Source organism: Fulvivirga kasyanovii (genome assembly GCF_009711405.1).
Taxonomy (GTDB): domain Bacteria; phylum Bacteroidota; class Bacteroidia; order Cytophagales; family Cyclobacteriaceae; genus Fulvivirga; species Fulvivirga kasyanovii.
This window is the reverse complement of the sequence record NZ_SMLW01000641.1, coordinates 17,331-33,151: the sequence shown is the minus strand read 5'-3', so window position 1 is coordinate 33,151 and position 15,821 is coordinate 17,331. Positions and strand designations below refer to the sequence as shown.

Sequence of the window (15,821 nt, the reverse complement as noted above, 5' to 3'; positions counted from 1 at the left end):
AAATAGCTATTTTAGTTGGTCTAAAATTAATTTAAAGTATGATTGAAGAATTTAAAAACTTAACCCAGGAGGAGGTTGAGGTTATGTACAAAGTCCCTGTACTCGTGTCTATTTTAATAGCAGGGGCTGATAACGATATCGACAGGTCTGAAATAAGACAGGCGGTAAGTCTTTCCAAAACCAAGCAAACAAAGGCCAGGGAAGACCTTATTGATTATTATAAGGAAGCCGGAAAAGACTTTGAGGATAAAATGAAAGTTATGATCCAGCAATATCCGGCGCGCTCGGAGGAGAGAAACCCACTCATTATTGCAGAGTTGGAAAAGTTAAACAGTATTTTGCCTAAGCTGAATAACAATTTCGCACAAGAGTTTTACGGTAGTATTAAAGACATTGCCAAAAAGATCGCAGAATCTTCGGGGGGTCTTCTGGGCTATATGGCAGTTGGCTATGAAGAGTCGAAGCTGATAGCTCTTGATATGATTAAGGATCCTGCAAAATAAATGTTATGTCGAACGGTCGTACCTTAATAGGAAGTGCGGTAGTACCTTTTAGATTTGTATTTCTCATGTGGCTATCCTTTGTGGTAGACTTTTTATTAGGATACGACCTGACAGTTTTCGGCATTTGGCCAAGAACACTCATGGGAGGTATTGGTATTATAACCGCTCCCTTGATCCACGCCAACTATATCCACCTACTTTCCAATACCATTCCATTGTTATTTTTAGGGGTTGTGTTGTTCTATTCCTATTACAGAATTGCTTCCGGGGTTTTTCTAAGATGCTATTTTTTTACTAATCTGCTGGTATGGCTTTTTGCAAGACCATCTTTCCATGTGGGAGCCAGTGGTTTGGTATATGGTATTGCTTCTTTTTTGATCTTCTATGGCTTCATGAGAAGGGATTTCAAATCCCTGTTTATCTCGGTGATTGTGCTTTTTGTTTACGGCTCGATTTTTTACGGCGTTTTACCAGTCAATTCCCATGTTTCCTGGGAGTCGCATTTGGCAGGTGCTATTGTTGGGGCTGTTACGGCTTATAGCTATAGGAAGGTTAGGGCTTGAGCTTGGGAAGAAGACTAGGTATTTTATAATGTCAAAAAAAAGCCGCCCAAAATAACTGGGACGGCTTTTTCTGTTATATAATCTTGAATTGTTAAGGTTGTACCTTAACATCTATTACAATGTAATCACCAGATCCAAATCCAGGCTCAATTTCTTTCACTCTGATAAGGCCCTTTTTACCATAACTATCAACAAAAGCAATTATGTCACCAACTTCCAAGTTATTGATTTTCTGACCGTTTGAATCGGAAACGTTGAGGGAGCTTAAATCAGATGAAGTAGTAACTGCATCGAAATCAGTTCCATTACTTTCAACAAAATATGTTTTATTTAAATCATCTTGAGCAGTATTCGTTAAAGTAGCTACTGCTACAAGGGCAGTGTTAGGATCATCATCATGATCGAATAACGCAGGATAACTTGCTGTAGAGGCCAGTGATGCACCTGGAGAATTTAACCAATAATATCCAAAATCCCAGAAAGAGGCATATTCACTTCCTTCACTTATCTGATAAAGCTCTCCATTAAATGTCGATATAAAGGTTTCTGATGACCCATCGTCAGTTGGAGCCGCCAACATTTTAGCTGTATAGCTATTTACTGTAGCCTCAGGGTTTGATCCACCATATTTTAATATAATTTCACCAGGACCTACAGCAATTCTTTGACTGGGGTCTCTATAGTCACCACGACCAGTTGTTGTCCATAATTTATAAACGACAGTACCTTCACCTACTCCCGAAGGAACGGGTAGGGTAAGTTCGTAAATGATCTGGTTGGAGTTGGCAGATTCAATATCAATTGAACCATCTGCTTTTTTATCAACATTGGCTGTTATCTCATAAGGTTCTTCCCCTTGACCACCAATGTTTTGAGTAATATAGAGTCTTCTCATGGTGGCATCTGTTGAAATAAAAGTAACTTTAGCCTTAATTGACTTTTGCTCATTAGCATTCACATTTACTTCTGAAGTAGTTGTATCACCTGCATCACCACCTTCGGTTAATCTCAGTATCGCATCATATTCCGCGTTAGGGTCTACTGGTGTTATTTCATCGTTGTCATCACAACTGGCGAAAAACATCAGACCACTTAACAAGGTCATCATAAATCCTAGTTTCATAGTTTTTTTCATAATTTCAATTTTTGGTTCTTTAGTTAATGTTGTTGCTTACATAAACTATACCAGTTTCCTGATATAGGTAACTTCTGCGTATACGTATTTAAATGCGAAAGTATGCAGTTTTGTTTTATTTATGTAGAGAAATTGACACAACTATTTATCAAATTTTTCTTAAATCGATCAACTGTTTTATCCGTCGATATGTAGCAGTTTTTTATCATCAATGTAACGTACTGTTATTCAATTTGATCACTGATGACAGTTATGAAATATACATTTATACTGAAAAGGTTTTATCGGTGTAATTCCTTCCATAATTATCCGGAGACTTTTAGTCATTACTAACTAATCTGCTATTTTTGCCTATCACACATTAATGATTTATGGCTGTTACTCCTGAAAGTGTCCTCAAAGATTTAAAAAGTAAAAAGTACGCTCCGGTTTATTTTCTACAGGGAGATGAGACCTACTATATCGACATGATCGCTGATTACATTGAGGATCATGTGCTGACTGAAAGTGAGAAGGGTTTTAATCAAACGATATTATATGGTCGGGATGTGAATATGAATACCATACTTACCAATGCCAGGCGTTTTCCGATGATGTCTGAGAGGCAGGTGGTAATCGTTAAGGAAGCCCAGGCTATTGGTGATATCAACAAGGAGGCAGGGCAGAAGTTACTTACCGACTATATTCAGAACCCAGTGCCCTCAACCATACTCGTCTTTTGCCATAAAAATAAGACCCTTGATAAGAGAAAGGCCTTGGGTAAGTTGATTGAAAAGCATGCCATTGCCCTTACCACAAAAAAGTTATATGACAATCAGGTTCCTGCATGGGTTGAGAATTATATTAAATCAAAAGGTTTTGGAGTAACACCAAAAGCCGTACAGATGCTGGCAGACTCTATAGGGAATGACCTGGAGCGTTTGGCTAATGAGGTTGACAAGATGCTTATCAACTTCAAGGAGAAAGTGCAGATCGATGAAGCCATTGTACAGCGCTACGTGGGCATTAGTAAAGACTATAATGTATTTGAGTTACAAAAAGCATTAATGACCAAAGACGTGGTCAAGGCCAATAAAATAGTCAACTACTTTGAGGCCAATGCAAAAAAGAATCCCATAATACCGATAGTGGCCATTTTATTCTCTTTCTATAGTAAGCTGTTAATGGCATTTCATGCCAAGGATAAGTCTGAGAGAAATCTGGCCTCTGTGCTTAAGGTGAGTCCCTATTTTGTGAAAGACTACATTTACGCCATGAAAAACTACAGTCCGATGCAGATCGTCAACAATATTCACCATATCAGGCAGGCAGATCTGAAATCCAAGGGAGTTGACAATATTTCTGCCACCGATGGACAGATACTTAAAGAGCTGGTTTTTAAATTATTGCATTAGCAGGAGGTGCGTACCTGACATGCTGGTCGGTTTTGGCCGGAACCTAACTATTTTAAGGTTGCTTTAAATAACTTTTTGCAATTGTTTCGTTTATAGAGTGAGCTGATCTTTCATTACCAAAAAGAATAATAAATAAATGCGATTAAAATATAGCCTTGTGTTTCTTGCTTTCATAAGCATTTCAGCATGGAGTCAGAACACAGTGTACCAATCAGAATCAAATACGCTTTACCGAAAAGGGCTTGAGTTGCTGGATAAGTCTGATTATACCGCAGCCAGAGAAAGTTTTGAGCAATTTGTAGAACAGTCTGATGATGATATCAGGAAAATTGATGCGGAATATTATATTGCATTCAGTGCACTTAGCCTGTATCATAGTGATGGTGAGAAGTTGATCGAAGATTTTATACGTAAGCATAAGAATCATCCCAAGGCCGCTGTTGCTTATCTGGAGTTGGGTAATTTCTATTTTGCTCAAAAGAACTACAGTAAAGCTGTCAGGTATCTTTCAAAGGTTAACCTCTCGTTAGTTACTGAAAAGCAGCGTCAGGAAACCCGTTTCAAACTCGGGTATTCACACTTTAGCCAGCAGGAGTTCACCGAAGCCCTTAATTATTTTAACGTACTTAAAAGACAATCTACTCCCTATGCAGCGGCATCCAGCTATTATGCCGGATACATTGAATACCATAATGGTGAGTATGACAAAGCTATTGCAGACCTTGAACGTGCTGAGCAAAATGATGCGTATAAGTCGGTTGTACCCGGCATGATCGCCAACGCTTACTACAAGCAAAAGAGATACGACGATCTGATTGCCTACAGCAAAAAAGTGCTGGCCGGAGCAGGAAGTGTTAACCAGAAGGATTTTTATTTGCTTACTGCAGATGCCTATCTTAACAAAGGCAACTTCAAGCAGGCAGCAGAATATTACCAGCTTTACAATGAAAAGATAAACAACCCTTCCCCGGATATCCGGTATCGGGCCGGATATGTCAATTACCGGTTGGGAAACAATGAGGAGGCTATTGCCAACCTGAAACACGCTGCTTCAGATCGGGATAGTATCGGGATATACGCCTCATATTACCTTGGAATTCTTTATCTGAAAGAAGGTAATAAGCTTTATGCTCTTACAGCGTTTGACAATGCACGGAAAAATAAAATAAGTACGAGCCTTCGGGAGGAGGGTGCATATCAATACGGAAAAATCAACTATGACCTGGGGCGTTCCGAAGATGCTATTGAAGCTTTTAGGCAGTTTGTTGACAACTATCCTAAGAGCAGTCACATTGACGAAGTGAATGACCTGCTTTCTGAAGCATACCTTAACAGCAACAACTATAACCTTGCCATTGAGCATATTGAAAATATGCGTTCTATGAACAAAAGTATGGAGAAGGTTTATCAGAAGGCCACCTACCTGAAAGGTGCGGAGCTATTCAATAAGGGAGATTACCGGCAGGCAATTGATCTATTCAAAAAATCACTCAAGCATCCTATTGATCCGGAGTATGTGGCCATGGCTAATTTATGGGCGGCAGAGGGCTATTCGGTAGGGCAGAAGTATGAAGAAGCCATCGGGCATTATCAGGCAATTATAGGAAGTTCGTATGGACGGAATACGGACTCCGGCCTGAAAGCGAGATATGGCCTTGGGTATGCTTACTATAATACAAAAGCATATGATAAAGCATTGATCCATTTCAAGGAGTATGTCAATAAGCTTGAACCTGCAGAGGATAAATTATATTATGATGATGCACTGCTCCGGCTGGCAGATTGTTATTATGTAGCCAAGTCCTATGATAACGCTTTGAGGTACTATAATCAGGCCATTAAATTCAATAAGGTGGACAATGACTATGCTCACCTGCAGGCTGGTATTGTACTGGGGATACAAGGTAATGTGGCCCAGGCCAAAGAAAGATACAATTTCATTATAGACAACTACACAAGGTCAAGGTATTATGATGACGCACTTTTCCAGAAGGCCCAGTTGAACTTCGAGAAAGGGCTGTATGAGGAGGCAGTAGATGGTTTCTCTAATCTGATCTCCAAAAGATCGTCGAGCCAGTATGTGCCATATGCCTACATGAGGAGGGCTTCATCAAATTATAACCTAAAACAATACGATAAGTCCATAAGTGATTACAAGAAAATACTTGATACTTACCCGACACATTCCATAGCTTCCGAGGTGCTTTTACCCTTACAGGAAGTGCTCAATATTCAAAACAGATCAGGCGAATTTGACAGTTACCTGGCACAATTCAAAAATGCAAACCCCGAGAAAAAGGGTATTGAAAACGTAGAGTTTGAAACTGCCAAAAACCAATATTTCAACCTGGATTATAAAAAATCTATCTCATCCTTCAGGGACTACATCCGTAACTACCCGGATAACCCAAAGGTGCCGGAAGCCAAATATTACATTGCTGAGTCACACTACCGGTTGAGCGAATTTGATCAGGCACTGGAAGTTTATAATGAGCTTTTGGCTAAAGGAACGTCAAATCAACTGAGCCGTATTATACACCGTATTGCAGAAATAGAATACAGGAACGGTAGGTATGAAAATGCTGCTTATTTTTATTATCGTCTGGTTAATGCTGCCAATAGCAAGAAAGAGCAGTATTACGGTTGGGCAGGGCTTATGGAATCTTACTACCTGTTGAGCAAATATGATTCTACCAGCCATTATGCCAATATCATTCTGGAAAAAGGCAACGTAAATATCAGTTCGCAAAACAAGGCATCCCTCTATTTGGGTAAGGCGGCTTATGCCAGGGGCAACTATGAAGATGCGAAGGATGAATTTTTAAGTACGCTTAACACCGCCAAGGATGAGCATGGTGCAGAGGCCCAGTATTTACTTGGGCAGATCTTCTATCAAAACAAGCAGTACCAGCAGTCTATAGAAGCCCTGATAGAACTCAATAACAGCTTTAATATTTATGAAGAATGGGTAGGGAAGGCCTACCTGCTACTGGCAGATAACTACGCCGCTTTGGGGGATTATTTCCAGGCCAAGGGTACTTTGAAGTCAATTATTGAAAACTTTCCGTTGGAGCATATCCGCCAGAAAGCCAAGGCAAAACTTGCAGATATTGAACAGGCTCAGAAGCAGAAAGAACGAGGAGCTTCAAGTGAAGCTGATAGTTTAACTATCGATATAAAAGATATTGAAAATTAATAACTTAAGTGTTTGTTATAGATAAAATCTATCGCTGAAAAATGAGATATTTTAAGAGATATATAGGGGCAATTTTACTGATGGCTCCACTTACATTGTCCGCTCAGGATGGCTGGGAAAATGATGGTGAGATTGAAAACGTAGAGATAGAGATCGTCAAGGACCGTGAGATCAAATTGCCTGCCGCAAACCGTAATTTTGAGAAAATCCCGCCACCTACTGTTGATGGTACGCGGCAGGAAATCGAGTACTTTTATAACAACATAAACTTTGATCTGCCTGATCTGAATGTGAGGGTAAGGCCTTTGAGGATCAAAGATGAAAGGTTATCCAAACTTTATGGCAATTATGTAAAAGCGGGCTTTGGTAATTACACTACACCGTATGTAGAAGGTTTCTTCAACAGTAAAAGAAGTAAAGAGTACAGTTATGGTGCCCACTTTAATTATCTGAACTCTAAAAAAGGCCCGGTGGATGATGATAATTCAGGATCAGGCAAAATAGATGTAGACCTGTTTGGTAAATACTTTACCCCAAAAGCCACTTTCAGCGGAGATATAGGCTTTAATCAAAGGCTGTATCATTTTTACGGGTACCCTGAGGGGCAGGAGGTGGATGCAGATACACTAAAGCAATTTTATAACAACTACTATATCAAAGGAAGCGTTGAAAATTCTGATGAGAAATCGGATTTTCAGTATTATACCGGGGTAAGGTTTGATTATTTGAAAGACAACAGGGATGCAACTGAGACTGATGCCCAGCTCAATGTGAAGCTTGAATATGCCCTTAGCGACCAATCGTTCATCAGGCTGGGGGGAGACCTGGAAACTATAAGCCGGGAGGATAATCTCGTGGAAAAAGAAGCTCGTAATTTGTTCAGGCTTAGACCTTCATTTGGTTTCGAATACGAAGGCTTTAAAATTGTGGCAGGGTTCAATGCTGTATATGAAAATGATACCCTTGGCGATTCAGATAAAATGCACTTCTATCCTGTGGCCAGGGCAAGCTATCCATTCTCTGAAAGTATAGAGTTGTATGCAGGTATTGGTGGTGACATTAAGAAAAATACCTTAAAAACCTTTTCAGAGGAGAATCCTTTTGTAGATGCCAATATCGGTATTTATCACACCAACAAAACCTTTGATCTGTATGGAGGTATCAATGGTAAACTCAGTAGCAAACTCGGATTCGGAGCAGGTTTTAGCATGGCCAACTATAAAAACATGTACTATTTCATCAACTCACCTGCCGACCAGTCGAAATTTGAAGTGATATATGATACAGGAAATACCGCAGTCTTTAATCTCTTTGGTCAGGTAAGTCTCAATACTGATGAAAAATTCAGGCTTACAGCGCGTGGAGACTACTGGGGCTATGCTGTTGATGAGGTTGAGGAGCCATGGCATAAACCCAACTACAAAATATCTTCCCTTGCCAGCTATAATCTGTTTGATAAGTTTCTGTTTACTGCAGAGGCCTATGTTATCGGCGGGATTGTAGCCAGGGATACGGAAACGGGAGATGTAGTAAAGCTTGATGCCCTTTTTGACCTTAACTTCAAAACTGACTACTTAGTGTCGGATCAAGTGTCCGTTTTTCTGCAATTCAATAATATCTTTTCAAAAGAATATGAAGTTTACTACCATTATCCTTCTCGTGGATTGCAATTTATGGCAGGACTCACATATAGCTTTTAGCATATTTGTTTGATTTTAAATGAATTAATATTCCTATATTGGGAGTATTGTAGCAAAATGACAGTTTGTGTCATGTAGTTTGCCGCAGTGAAAAATTAAATTATTTTTGTAAGACCAAGTTTAAGGCAACTATTAAAAATTCAACCATGGCTAAGAAAGATAAAAACGACGAAATAGAGGATAACGATAATATAAATAAAGGTTCTGATGATTTTAATGAAGCTGATGATAGCTTCGGTTTGCCCGATGTAGATTATCAACCATTGGACAGGGAAGAGGAGACCAGGGAAGAAGAGCCGGAAACTTCCTACGAATCGGAACCTGAGCCTGAAGAAAGTTATACATATACAGAACCGGAAGATACTTATACACAAGACACTTATACGCAAGAAGAGGATTCGTCAGAATATTCAAGCACCTATGATGAACCGCATGTAGAGCAGGAAAGCGCGTATGTGCCGGGAAGTTACACCCCTCCAAAAGACAATTCAGTGGTGCCAAAAGTGTTGGCCCTGATCTTTGTGCTTTTACTTGCCGGGGCGGCTATTTGGTGGTTTGGATTCTATCAGCCAGCCAAAGAGGCCGAAGAAAAGGCAAAGATTGAGCAGCAGAAGAGAATGGAAGAGCAAAAGCAACGTGAGGCTGAAGCTCAGAGGGAGAGAGAGAGACTCGAGCGTGAGCAGGCCCAGAGGGAAGAGGAAGCCAGACTTGCTGCAGAAGAAGCAAAACCTGAAATTGGTACTATTGAAACAATTTCTTCGCGCACTGGCCGTTACTATGTAGTAATTGCTAGCGCTATTGATGAAGACCTGGCTATGGACCATGCCAAAAAGCTGAGTAAAGAGGGGGTAAGCACAACAATCATAGAACCTTTTGGAAATAGCAAATTTCATAGAATAGCGATAGAGAATCATGACACCTGGGCTGCGGCAGAAGCTTCTGCTACAGATCTCAGAGGTCAGTATGGTGATGGTGTTTGGGTAATTAAATATTAATATGATCTTATCGATATTAGCGCAGATTACAACAAGCGTAGATACATCCGGAGTGAGTGAAGAACTCAAATCCGAATCAGTTCTGGACCTCCTTTTCAAAGGAGGTTTTATGATGATACCCATTTTGATCCTGTCGATAGCGGCCGTCTACATTTTTGTAGAGCGCGTGCTTACCATAAATAAAGCTTCCAAGACTCCCGAGGCATTTATGGGCAAGATCAGGAGTATGGTGGAGAAAGGTGACATCAGTGGGGCCAAAGTCCTTTGTCATGAATATGACTCACCTACTGCAAGAATGATAGAAAAGGGCATATCCAGAATAGGCAGTCCGTTGAAGAACATCGAGGTAAGCATAGAGAACGTAGGTAAAATAGAAATATTCAAACTGGAAAAGAACCTGTCGCTACTGGCTACCATTTCCGGTTCGGCACCTATGCTGGGGTTCCTGGGAACGGTAATTGGTATGATTGATGCATTTATAGCCATAGCCAACGAAGAAGGTTCTGTAAGCCCTAAGTTGCTTTCGGAAGGTATTTATACTGCTATGGTTACTACGGCTGCAGGTCTGTTTGTAGGTATTCTTGCTTATCTGGGATACAATTATCTGGTTACCCGGGTACAGAAAGTAGTTCATAAAATGGAGTACAGCTCTGTAGATTTCATAGATCTTTTGCAGGAACCGAGATAGTTCATTGTTCACTGTTCCGGGTTTATAGTTCACCAAAACCAAAACTGTAGGCCCGGAACTGTGAGTTAAGAACGATGAACCGTAAGCTAAGAACCAAGAACTGTAAATTGAAAAAATGGCACTAAGATCAAAACATACAGTAGAACCGATGTTCAGTATGTCGTCCATGACTGACATTATATTTTTGTTGCTCATTTTCTTTATGCTCACATCATCTTTCATTACCCCGTCAGGTTTGCCCGTCAATTTACCCACCAGCCGGGCTGCTACCGTAGAACTTCAGAAGGTATCTGTGACTATTACCAAAAACCTGGATTATTATGTCAATGATAAGAAGGTGAGTAAAGGAATGCTGGAAGGGGAACTAAAAAGCAAGTTAAAAGGTACTGATGGTGTAGTCGTACTTCATATTGACGAAAGTGTACCAACGCAGCACTTGGTTAATGTGGCAGGTATCGCAACAGCCCTGGAGGCTAAAGTATCTATAGCAACAAAACCGAATTAAGGAAAACCCATGGAAGAAAGGGAAGAAGAAAAAAGAAACAGGAAAGTAGGCATAATGGTGTCGGCAGGCTTGCATGCCCTGTTGCTTATTGCATTTCTGTTTATTCTTGCCTGGCGAGAGCCAGATCCCCCGCTTCCGGAATATGGTATTGAGCTAAACTTTGGTACCAGTACGGTTGGAACCGGAGAAGTGCAACCCGACAGACCGGCAGAAACGACAGACAGTGAAGAAGAGGCTGCCCCTGAAGAAGTGCCTGAGGAGGCAGAGGCTGAGCCGGTGGAAGAAAGCCAGCCCGAGCAGGTTTCGGAACCTACCGAGGAGGTAGTGGAAACTACTTCCAACACACAGCAAAGCCCGCAGGTTGTGCCTGATGTGAAAAAAGAAGTTAAGAAGCCTGAGGTAAAAGAAGAAAAGAAAGAGGAGAAGAAACCGGAGACCAAACCTGTTGAAACCAAAGACCCTGTGAAACCTGAGTCAGGGGCAAGAGGAACTGATGGGGAAAGCAATAAGCCCCAGAATACCAGCCATGGTGATAATGTGGACAGTGAAGGGGATAAAGGTGATGAAAGAGGAACGTTGGATTCGCGGGCACTTTATGGTAATGCCGGAGGTGGAGGGGGCTCCTCTTTGGAAATGACAGGTTGGGTATGGGACTCCAAACCTAATCCAAATGATACTTCAAATGAAAATGGTCGAATCGTATTTGAAATTAAAATTGATGATAGAGGTGAAATTCTTTCCGTACAGACCCTCGAACGCAGTGTAAGCCCTGCTGTAGAGAAAATATATAAGGCAGAGGTGCAAAAACTTACTTTCAGTAAAACTTCAAGTAATGCTATTGCGGCTCCTATGTCAACGGGCAAAATTACTTTTGTTATCAAATCAAAATAGTTTTCTTGTTCAGGCAATGCCTGGTAAGCTTGTTGGCTTGTCTTTTAAGATAGTTACCACGGATTGCTCTGGAAGAAAGGGAAATTTGCATATTTGCGGCCTTAGCGGTGACCCTAATGTCTGATATCAATAAATATTCCCAAACGTACTTTTCCAGCTACCAGGAGGTGCTGGACTATATGTACACTCAGCTTCCCATGTTTCAACGGGTTGGTGGTGCTGCCTTTAAAAAGGACCTTACCAACACACTGGCACTTTGCAAATATTTAAGCTATCCGGAGCATCAGTTTAAGTCGATACATATCGCGGGTACCAACGGGAAAGGGAGCAGTTCTAATTACCTGGCTGCAATTCTCCAATCTGCGGGGTATAAAACTGGATTATATACCTCTCCACACCTCAAAAATTTCACCGAAAGAATAAAAGTAAACGGTAAGGAGATTCCCGAAGATAGGGTTATAGATTTTATGAACAGGGTACGTCCTTTCATAGAAGAGCACCATCCTTCATTTTTTGAATTGACGGTGGGAATGGCTTTCGATTGTTTTGCCGTCGAAAAGGTAGACATCGCCGTGGTTGAGGTTGGTATGGGTGGAAGGCTGGATTCTACCAATGTGATCATCCCTGAAGTGTCCTTAATTACCAATATAAGTGCGGATCATATGCAGTGGCTGGGCAATACCCTTGAGGAGGTGGCCGCAGAAAAGGGAGGGATTATTAAAGATCACGTGCCTGTGGTCATCAGTGAAAAGCAGCCGGGTATTTCTGAGGTTTTTGAACGTATTGCCGAGGAACGTCAGGCTAGCCTGTATTTTGCCGGTAATAGTTATACTTCACGGTTTGATTCATCAGGTGACCTTGTCGTTTTTTCAGGAGACAGCAAGTTGCATACATTTAATGTGCAACCAGCCGGGTATTATCAAACCAAAAACATTCCCGGTGTCTTAAAAGTGATCGATATATTGCGAGAGAGGGGTTTTGAGATCGCTGATGAGCACATTATTAAAGGTATTGAGAATGTAAGAGCCATCACCGGACTCAAGGGGAGATGGCATGTACTGGGCACTCAGCCTATGGTAGTTTGTGACGTTGGTCATAATAAAGCCGGTGTTGAGCTAATTTTGGATCAGATCGCCTCTACACCTCATAAAGACCTTTACATGGTATGGGGTGCAGTAAATGATAAAGATATTACCGATACACTGGCTTTACTACCTAAAGAAGCCCACTATTTCTTTTGTCAGGCTAATATACCCAGGGCTTTGGACGCTGAAAAGTTGTACGAAGAGGCTACCAAGCAGGGTCTTAAGGGTAGGATTATTAAAAATGTCAATGAGGCTATAGCGGAAGCCAAAGCGCTTGCCGGTAAAGACGACCTTATTTTTATAGGAGGTAGCACCTTTGTGGTGGCTGAAATAGCTGATCTTTAAAGCCGTTCATGCTTCCGGGTAATTTTAACCTTGCGCTTTGTAATCTATCCTGTCTTTTTGCAATTAATAGATTAACTTTGCAGCCTTATTTCAGAAATGCAGAGAAATAGCTATGAGTAGACAAAAGATGGCACGTTTTGCTGAGAATGTAAAACGCGACAATGTGATAGAACCTGGCAAGGAGATCATTGAAAATATTAAAGGGAATTGGCACGAAACGTACTTTAAAAATAATAATGACATTACCATTGAGCTTGCCTGTGGGAGGGGTGAATATACCATTGGTCTGGCCCGGCTTTTTCCTGATAAAAACTTTATTGGCGTTGATCTCAAAGGAGACCGGATATGGAAGGGAAGTGGTATTGCATTGGAAGAAGGGCTTCCCAATGTAGCTTTTTTAAGGGTACATATCCTGGAACTGCTCAACTATTTCGAACCTGGTGAATTGTCAGATATCTGGATCACCTTTCCGGATCCCAGGCCTAAGGACAGGGATGAAAAAAGAAGGATCACCCACCCGCGTTTCCTGGAACTTTATAAAGCACTTATCAAACCCGGAGGCAATGTGTTTTTCAAAACAGATAATACCGGGCTTTTTGAGTATACACTTGAGATGCTAAAGGAGCGAAACGATATTGAAGACCTGGTTTATACATTCGACCTGTACCACTCTGAGCTTAAACCGGAGTGTTATGATATCCGTACGAGGTACGAACAAAAGTTCAATGAGCTTGGGCATGATATTAAATACATGCGCTTTAAGTTTAAGTCCTAAATCCTTTTTCAGGTCGTGATAAAAGTCGTAGCTTTGCTGCAAGTCTGCAGGGTGGATATGTTTTTTAAACCTAACATTAAAAACAATACCGAGTGAAGCCTTTGACCTAGGCCAGGCCTCATCCCGACTTGTCGGGACCTCGTTCTTCGGAGCAGGTTAACAGTGGAAGGCCGAAGTTAGCGGGCAGCTCAAATCCTGTCTTATCTGGGGTTTAAATAAACCTTCTGATGCCCTGTAGGCTTTTTTATTTTCCCGCCCGCCCGTTTAACGGATCAAGCTGAATTTCTGGGGAGCCCCTAAATTTCACCTCTTTACTTCTTTACTGACAGACAGTTGTTAATAGCAATTGGCAAAAGCAGTAGGCAAACTCGTATAATAAGGGATCAAGCCGAATTTCTGGGGAGACACTAAGTTTTCACCTCTTTGCCGACAAGACAGTTGTTAATAGCAATCGGCAAAAGCAGTTGGCAAACGCGTATAGTATAACAGTAAGCGCGGTTTACTGATTTCAGTGACAAGGTTCACATTACTTGTTTTACTTTTCAATCCATTTACTCCACTGGTTTTGCGCTTGTTCCTGATTAAAAAGATTGATTTATCAATGCTGATAATAATGACATAAAAAAGCTTTCCCAAGCCTGAGCCTGAGAAAGCTAATCTGTTTTGGATCAATGTAACACAGCTTGCAATATAAAGCACACCGCTACCCGCACCTATTTTTATATTCTGGTTTAACGACTGTCTGTAAAAACGGTACAGTTAGCCGTCATACCCGAAAATTCGGGCTGATCCTGTTTACTGATCTTGTGTAACTACTGTTTGGTTTGATTGTGAAAGGAGGTACGTGCTGCAATATCTCCAGACGCCTTTATTGGTAGCCATATATAAACCGGGTTTAACTGTGAAAATGTGTGCTTCAAGATCTCTCGTAGCAATTTCGTCTACGGGGTCTTCGTCATTAACCACTTTCGTCCAGGTGTTACCAAAATTACCTGACCGATAGAAAAACAACTGACCACCGGAAGTGCCGTTTTCTGATCCCGAAGTATAAACCGTAGTGGTAGATAAAGGACATCTTTCCAGTGTGTTGAAATATGGATATCCTGCAGGCTCTAAAACTATTTCAAAATTATCACCACCATCAACGGAACGCAGGAGCTGGCCTTCCATACCTACGAGCACCACTTCAGAATTATTCTTTTTGATGGCAATGTCGTAAACGGCATTGTCCCCGTCTGATGGTACAGGCTTAGGGATCCATGTATTGCCATAATCAGTTGATCTGGCGAGGTACGGGGAGAATGATGCATTTTCACCTCCTGCCCATACTATATTAGGATTGTTCTCATCTATTTTGATCAGAGGGCTTTGGTATCCGATCAAGTCCCACTCGCCTAGCACAGGCTGCCAGGACTGGCCGCGGTCCGTTGATTTGGCTACAGCATATGAAGCGCGTGCAAACAAGGTGTCAGGGGCATCAGGGTGATGGTCAATGGCATAGCATGTTTTGCCAAATTCACCACCGAACCCATTTTGGTATGGCTCCCAAGTCATGCCGCCGTCAGTGGTGCGGTATATAGACAAGCCTTTGGGTTGAGTACTCACATCGGCACAGGCAATAATTTCGTCAGGGCTGAAGAGTACAAAGTCAAGTATGTCTTGTCGTTGCAGACCTATAGGTTGCCAGGTGGTGTCAGGGCTGGCGACATTCTTTTTATAAAGACCATCGCTGGTAGCTGCAAAAATGAGGTTGTGATGAAACTTAATTTCCGAAACGTTGAGGTAACTTAAGCCAAGTTTCTCCCATTTATCATGAGGTTTGGGGTCTTCAGGGCCATCTCCTGGGCTACATATTTTCAGAAATGGAACAAATGCAATAATTAAGAGTAAGCTATAAGTTTTCATAACGTTAAAATTTAAATGAAAAGAAAACTACCTTCTTTACTTACAAGCGCTCGGTGGAATTGTTATCCTCTTGACAGGGTTATTTCACGGTCCGAAATTCAAGTGCTGGCATAGTAGGAGTTATGATTAAGTGGAATTTTC

General features: G+C 41.3%; 13 protein-coding genes. 11 read left to right on the top strand and 2 right to left on the bottom strand.

Translation table 11 applies throughout. The features are described from left to right. Positions 1 to 38: 38 nt before the first annotated feature. Positions 39 to 503: a hypothetical protein gene (locus E1163_RS22640; protein ID WP_155174752.1), complete on the top strand. Its 465-nt coding sequence runs from the start codon at positions 39 to 41 to the stop codon at positions 501 to 503. A gap of 5 nt (positions 504 to 508) precedes the next feature. After that, positions 509 to 1,066, top strand: a complete 558-nt coding sequence (locus E1163_RS22635; RefSeq protein ID WP_246223840.1) for a rhomboid family intramembrane serine protease — start codon at positions 509 to 511, stop codon at positions 1,064 to 1,066. Between the two features lie 91 nt (positions 1,067 to 1,157). Here E1163_RS22635 and E1163_RS22630 read toward each other — a convergent pair whose 3' ends face one another. Then, on the bottom strand, positions 1,158 to 2,201 hold the full coding sequence (locus tag E1163_RS22630; RefSeq protein WP_155174751.1) for a hypothetical protein: 1,044 nt from the start codon (positions 2,199 to 2,201) through the stop codon (positions 1,158 to 1,160). Between the two features lie 371 nt (positions 2,202 to 2,572). On the opposite strand from E1163_RS22630, the gene holA reads away from it, so the two are divergent. From holA to trmB, 9 genes are all read left to right on the top strand, one after another. After that, positions 2,573 to 3,595 carry a DNA polymerase III subunit delta gene (gene holA / locus E1163_RS22625; RefSeq protein WP_155174750.1) on the top strand — a complete coding sequence of 341 codons (1,023 nt, stop codon included), beginning with the start codon at positions 2,573 to 2,575 and terminating at the stop codon, positions 3,593 to 3,595. Positions 3,596 to 3,731: 136 nt separating this feature from the next. Further along, complete coding sequence (locus E1163_RS22620) at positions 3,732 to 6,791, top strand: tetratricopeptide repeat protein (protein WP_155174749.1); 3,060 nt, start codon at positions 3,732 to 3,734, stop codon at positions 6,789 to 6,791. Positions 6,792 to 6,832: 41 nt separating this feature from the next. Beyond that, positions 6,833 to 8,491, top strand: a complete 1,659-nt coding sequence (locus tag E1163_RS22615; protein WP_155174748.1) for a TonB-dependent receptor — start codon at positions 6,833 to 6,835, stop codon at positions 8,489 to 8,491. A 146-nt stretch (positions 8,492 to 8,637) separates the two neighbouring features. Further along, on the top strand, positions 8,638 to 9,486 hold the full coding sequence (locus tag E1163_RS22610) for a hypothetical protein (protein WP_155174747.1): 849 nt from the start codon (positions 8,638 to 8,640) through the stop codon (positions 9,484 to 9,486). Position 9,487: 1 nt separating this feature from the next. Further along, a complete protein-coding gene (locus E1163_RS22605; RefSeq protein ID WP_155174746.1) occupies positions 9,488 to 10,174 on the top strand; it encodes a MotA/TolQ/ExbB proton channel family protein in 687 nt (228 codons plus the stop codon). Between the two features lie 115 nt (positions 10,175 to 10,289). Beyond that, positions 10,290 to 10,679, top strand: a complete 390-nt coding sequence (locus E1163_RS22600; protein ID WP_155174745.1) for an ExbD/TolR family protein — start codon at positions 10,290 to 10,292, stop codon at positions 10,677 to 10,679. A gap of 9 nt (positions 10,680 to 10,688) precedes the next feature. Next, positions 10,689 to 11,570 (top strand): hypothetical protein, encoded by an 882-nt coding sequence (locus E1163_RS22595; protein WP_155174744.1) that lies wholly within the window; start codon positions 10,689 to 10,691, stop codon positions 11,568 to 11,570. Positions 11,571 to 11,686: 116 nt separating this feature from the next. Beyond that, positions 11,687 to 13,000 (top strand): bifunctional folylpolyglutamate synthase/dihydrofolate synthase, encoded by a 1,314-nt coding sequence (locus E1163_RS22590; protein ID WP_155174743.1) that lies wholly within the window; start codon positions 11,687 to 11,689, stop codon positions 12,998 to 13,000. A gap of 112 nt (positions 13,001 to 13,112) precedes the next feature. Then, on the top strand, positions 13,113 to 13,775 hold the full coding sequence (gene trmB / locus E1163_RS22585; RefSeq protein ID WP_155174742.1) for a tRNA (guanosine(46)-N7)-methyltransferase TrmB: 663 nt from the start codon (positions 13,113 to 13,115) through the stop codon (positions 13,773 to 13,775). A gap of 795 nt (positions 13,776 to 14,570) precedes the next feature. Here the strand turns inward: trmB and E1163_RS22580 are convergent. Next, the gene (locus E1163_RS22580) at positions 14,571 to 15,680 is read right to left on the bottom strand and encodes a WD40/YVTN/BNR-like repeat-containing protein (RefSeq protein ID WP_155174741.1); all 1,110 of its coding nucleotides are present in this window, start codon (positions 15,678 to 15,680) and stop codon (positions 14,571 to 14,573) included. Between the last annotated feature and the right edge of the window lie 141 nt (positions 15,681 to 15,821).

What these genes read in the sequence shown, in the direction of transcription:
- E1163_RS22630 (WP_155174751.1), bottom strand. Translation starts at nt 2,201, where the DNA reads ATGAAAAAAACTATGAAACTAGGATTTATGATGACCTTGTTAAGTGGT.
- E1163_RS22605 (WP_155174746.1), top strand. Translation starts at nt 9,488, where the DNA reads ATGATCTTATCGATATTAGCGCAGATTACAACAAGCGTAGATACATCC.
- E1163_RS22635 (WP_246223840.1), top strand. Translation starts at nt 509, where the DNA reads ATGTCGAACGGTCGTACCTTAATAGGAAGTGCGGTAGTACCTTTTAGA.
- holA (WP_155174750.1), top strand. Translation starts at nt 2,573, where the DNA reads ATGGCTGTTACTCCTGAAAGTGTCCTCAAAGATTTAAAAAGTAAAAAG.
- E1163_RS22595 (WP_155174744.1), top strand. Translation starts at nt 10,689, where the DNA reads ATGGAAGAAAGGGAAGAAGAAAAAAGAAACAGGAAAGTAGGCATAATG.
- E1163_RS22600 (WP_155174745.1), top strand. Translation starts at nt 10,290, where the DNA reads ATGGCACTAAGATCAAAACATACAGTAGAACCGATGTTCAGTATGTCG.
- E1163_RS22615 (WP_155174748.1), top strand. Translation starts at nt 6,833, where the DNA reads ATGAGATATTTTAAGAGATATATAGGGGCAATTTTACTGATGGCTCCA.
- E1163_RS22610 (WP_155174747.1), top strand. Translation starts at nt 8,638, where the DNA reads ATGGCTAAGAAAGATAAAAACGACGAAATAGAGGATAACGATAATATA.
- E1163_RS22580 (WP_155174741.1), bottom strand. Translation starts at nt 15,680, where the DNA reads ATGAAAACTTATAGCTTACTCTTAATTATTGCATTTGTTCCATTTCTG.
- E1163_RS22640 (WP_155174752.1), top strand. Translation starts at nt 39, where the DNA reads ATGATTGAAGAATTTAAAAACTTAACCCAGGAGGAGGTTGAGGTTATG.
- trmB (WP_155174742.1), top strand. Translation starts at nt 13,113, where the DNA reads ATGAGTAGACAAAAGATGGCACGTTTTGCTGAGAATGTAAAACGCGAC.
- E1163_RS22620 (WP_155174749.1), top strand. Translation starts at nt 3,732, where the DNA reads ATGCGATTAAAATATAGCCTTGTGTTTCTTGCTTTCATAAGCATTTCA.
- E1163_RS22590 (WP_155174743.1), top strand. Translation starts at nt 11,687, where the DNA reads ATGTCTGATATCAATAAATATTCCCAAACGTACTTTTCCAGCTACCAG.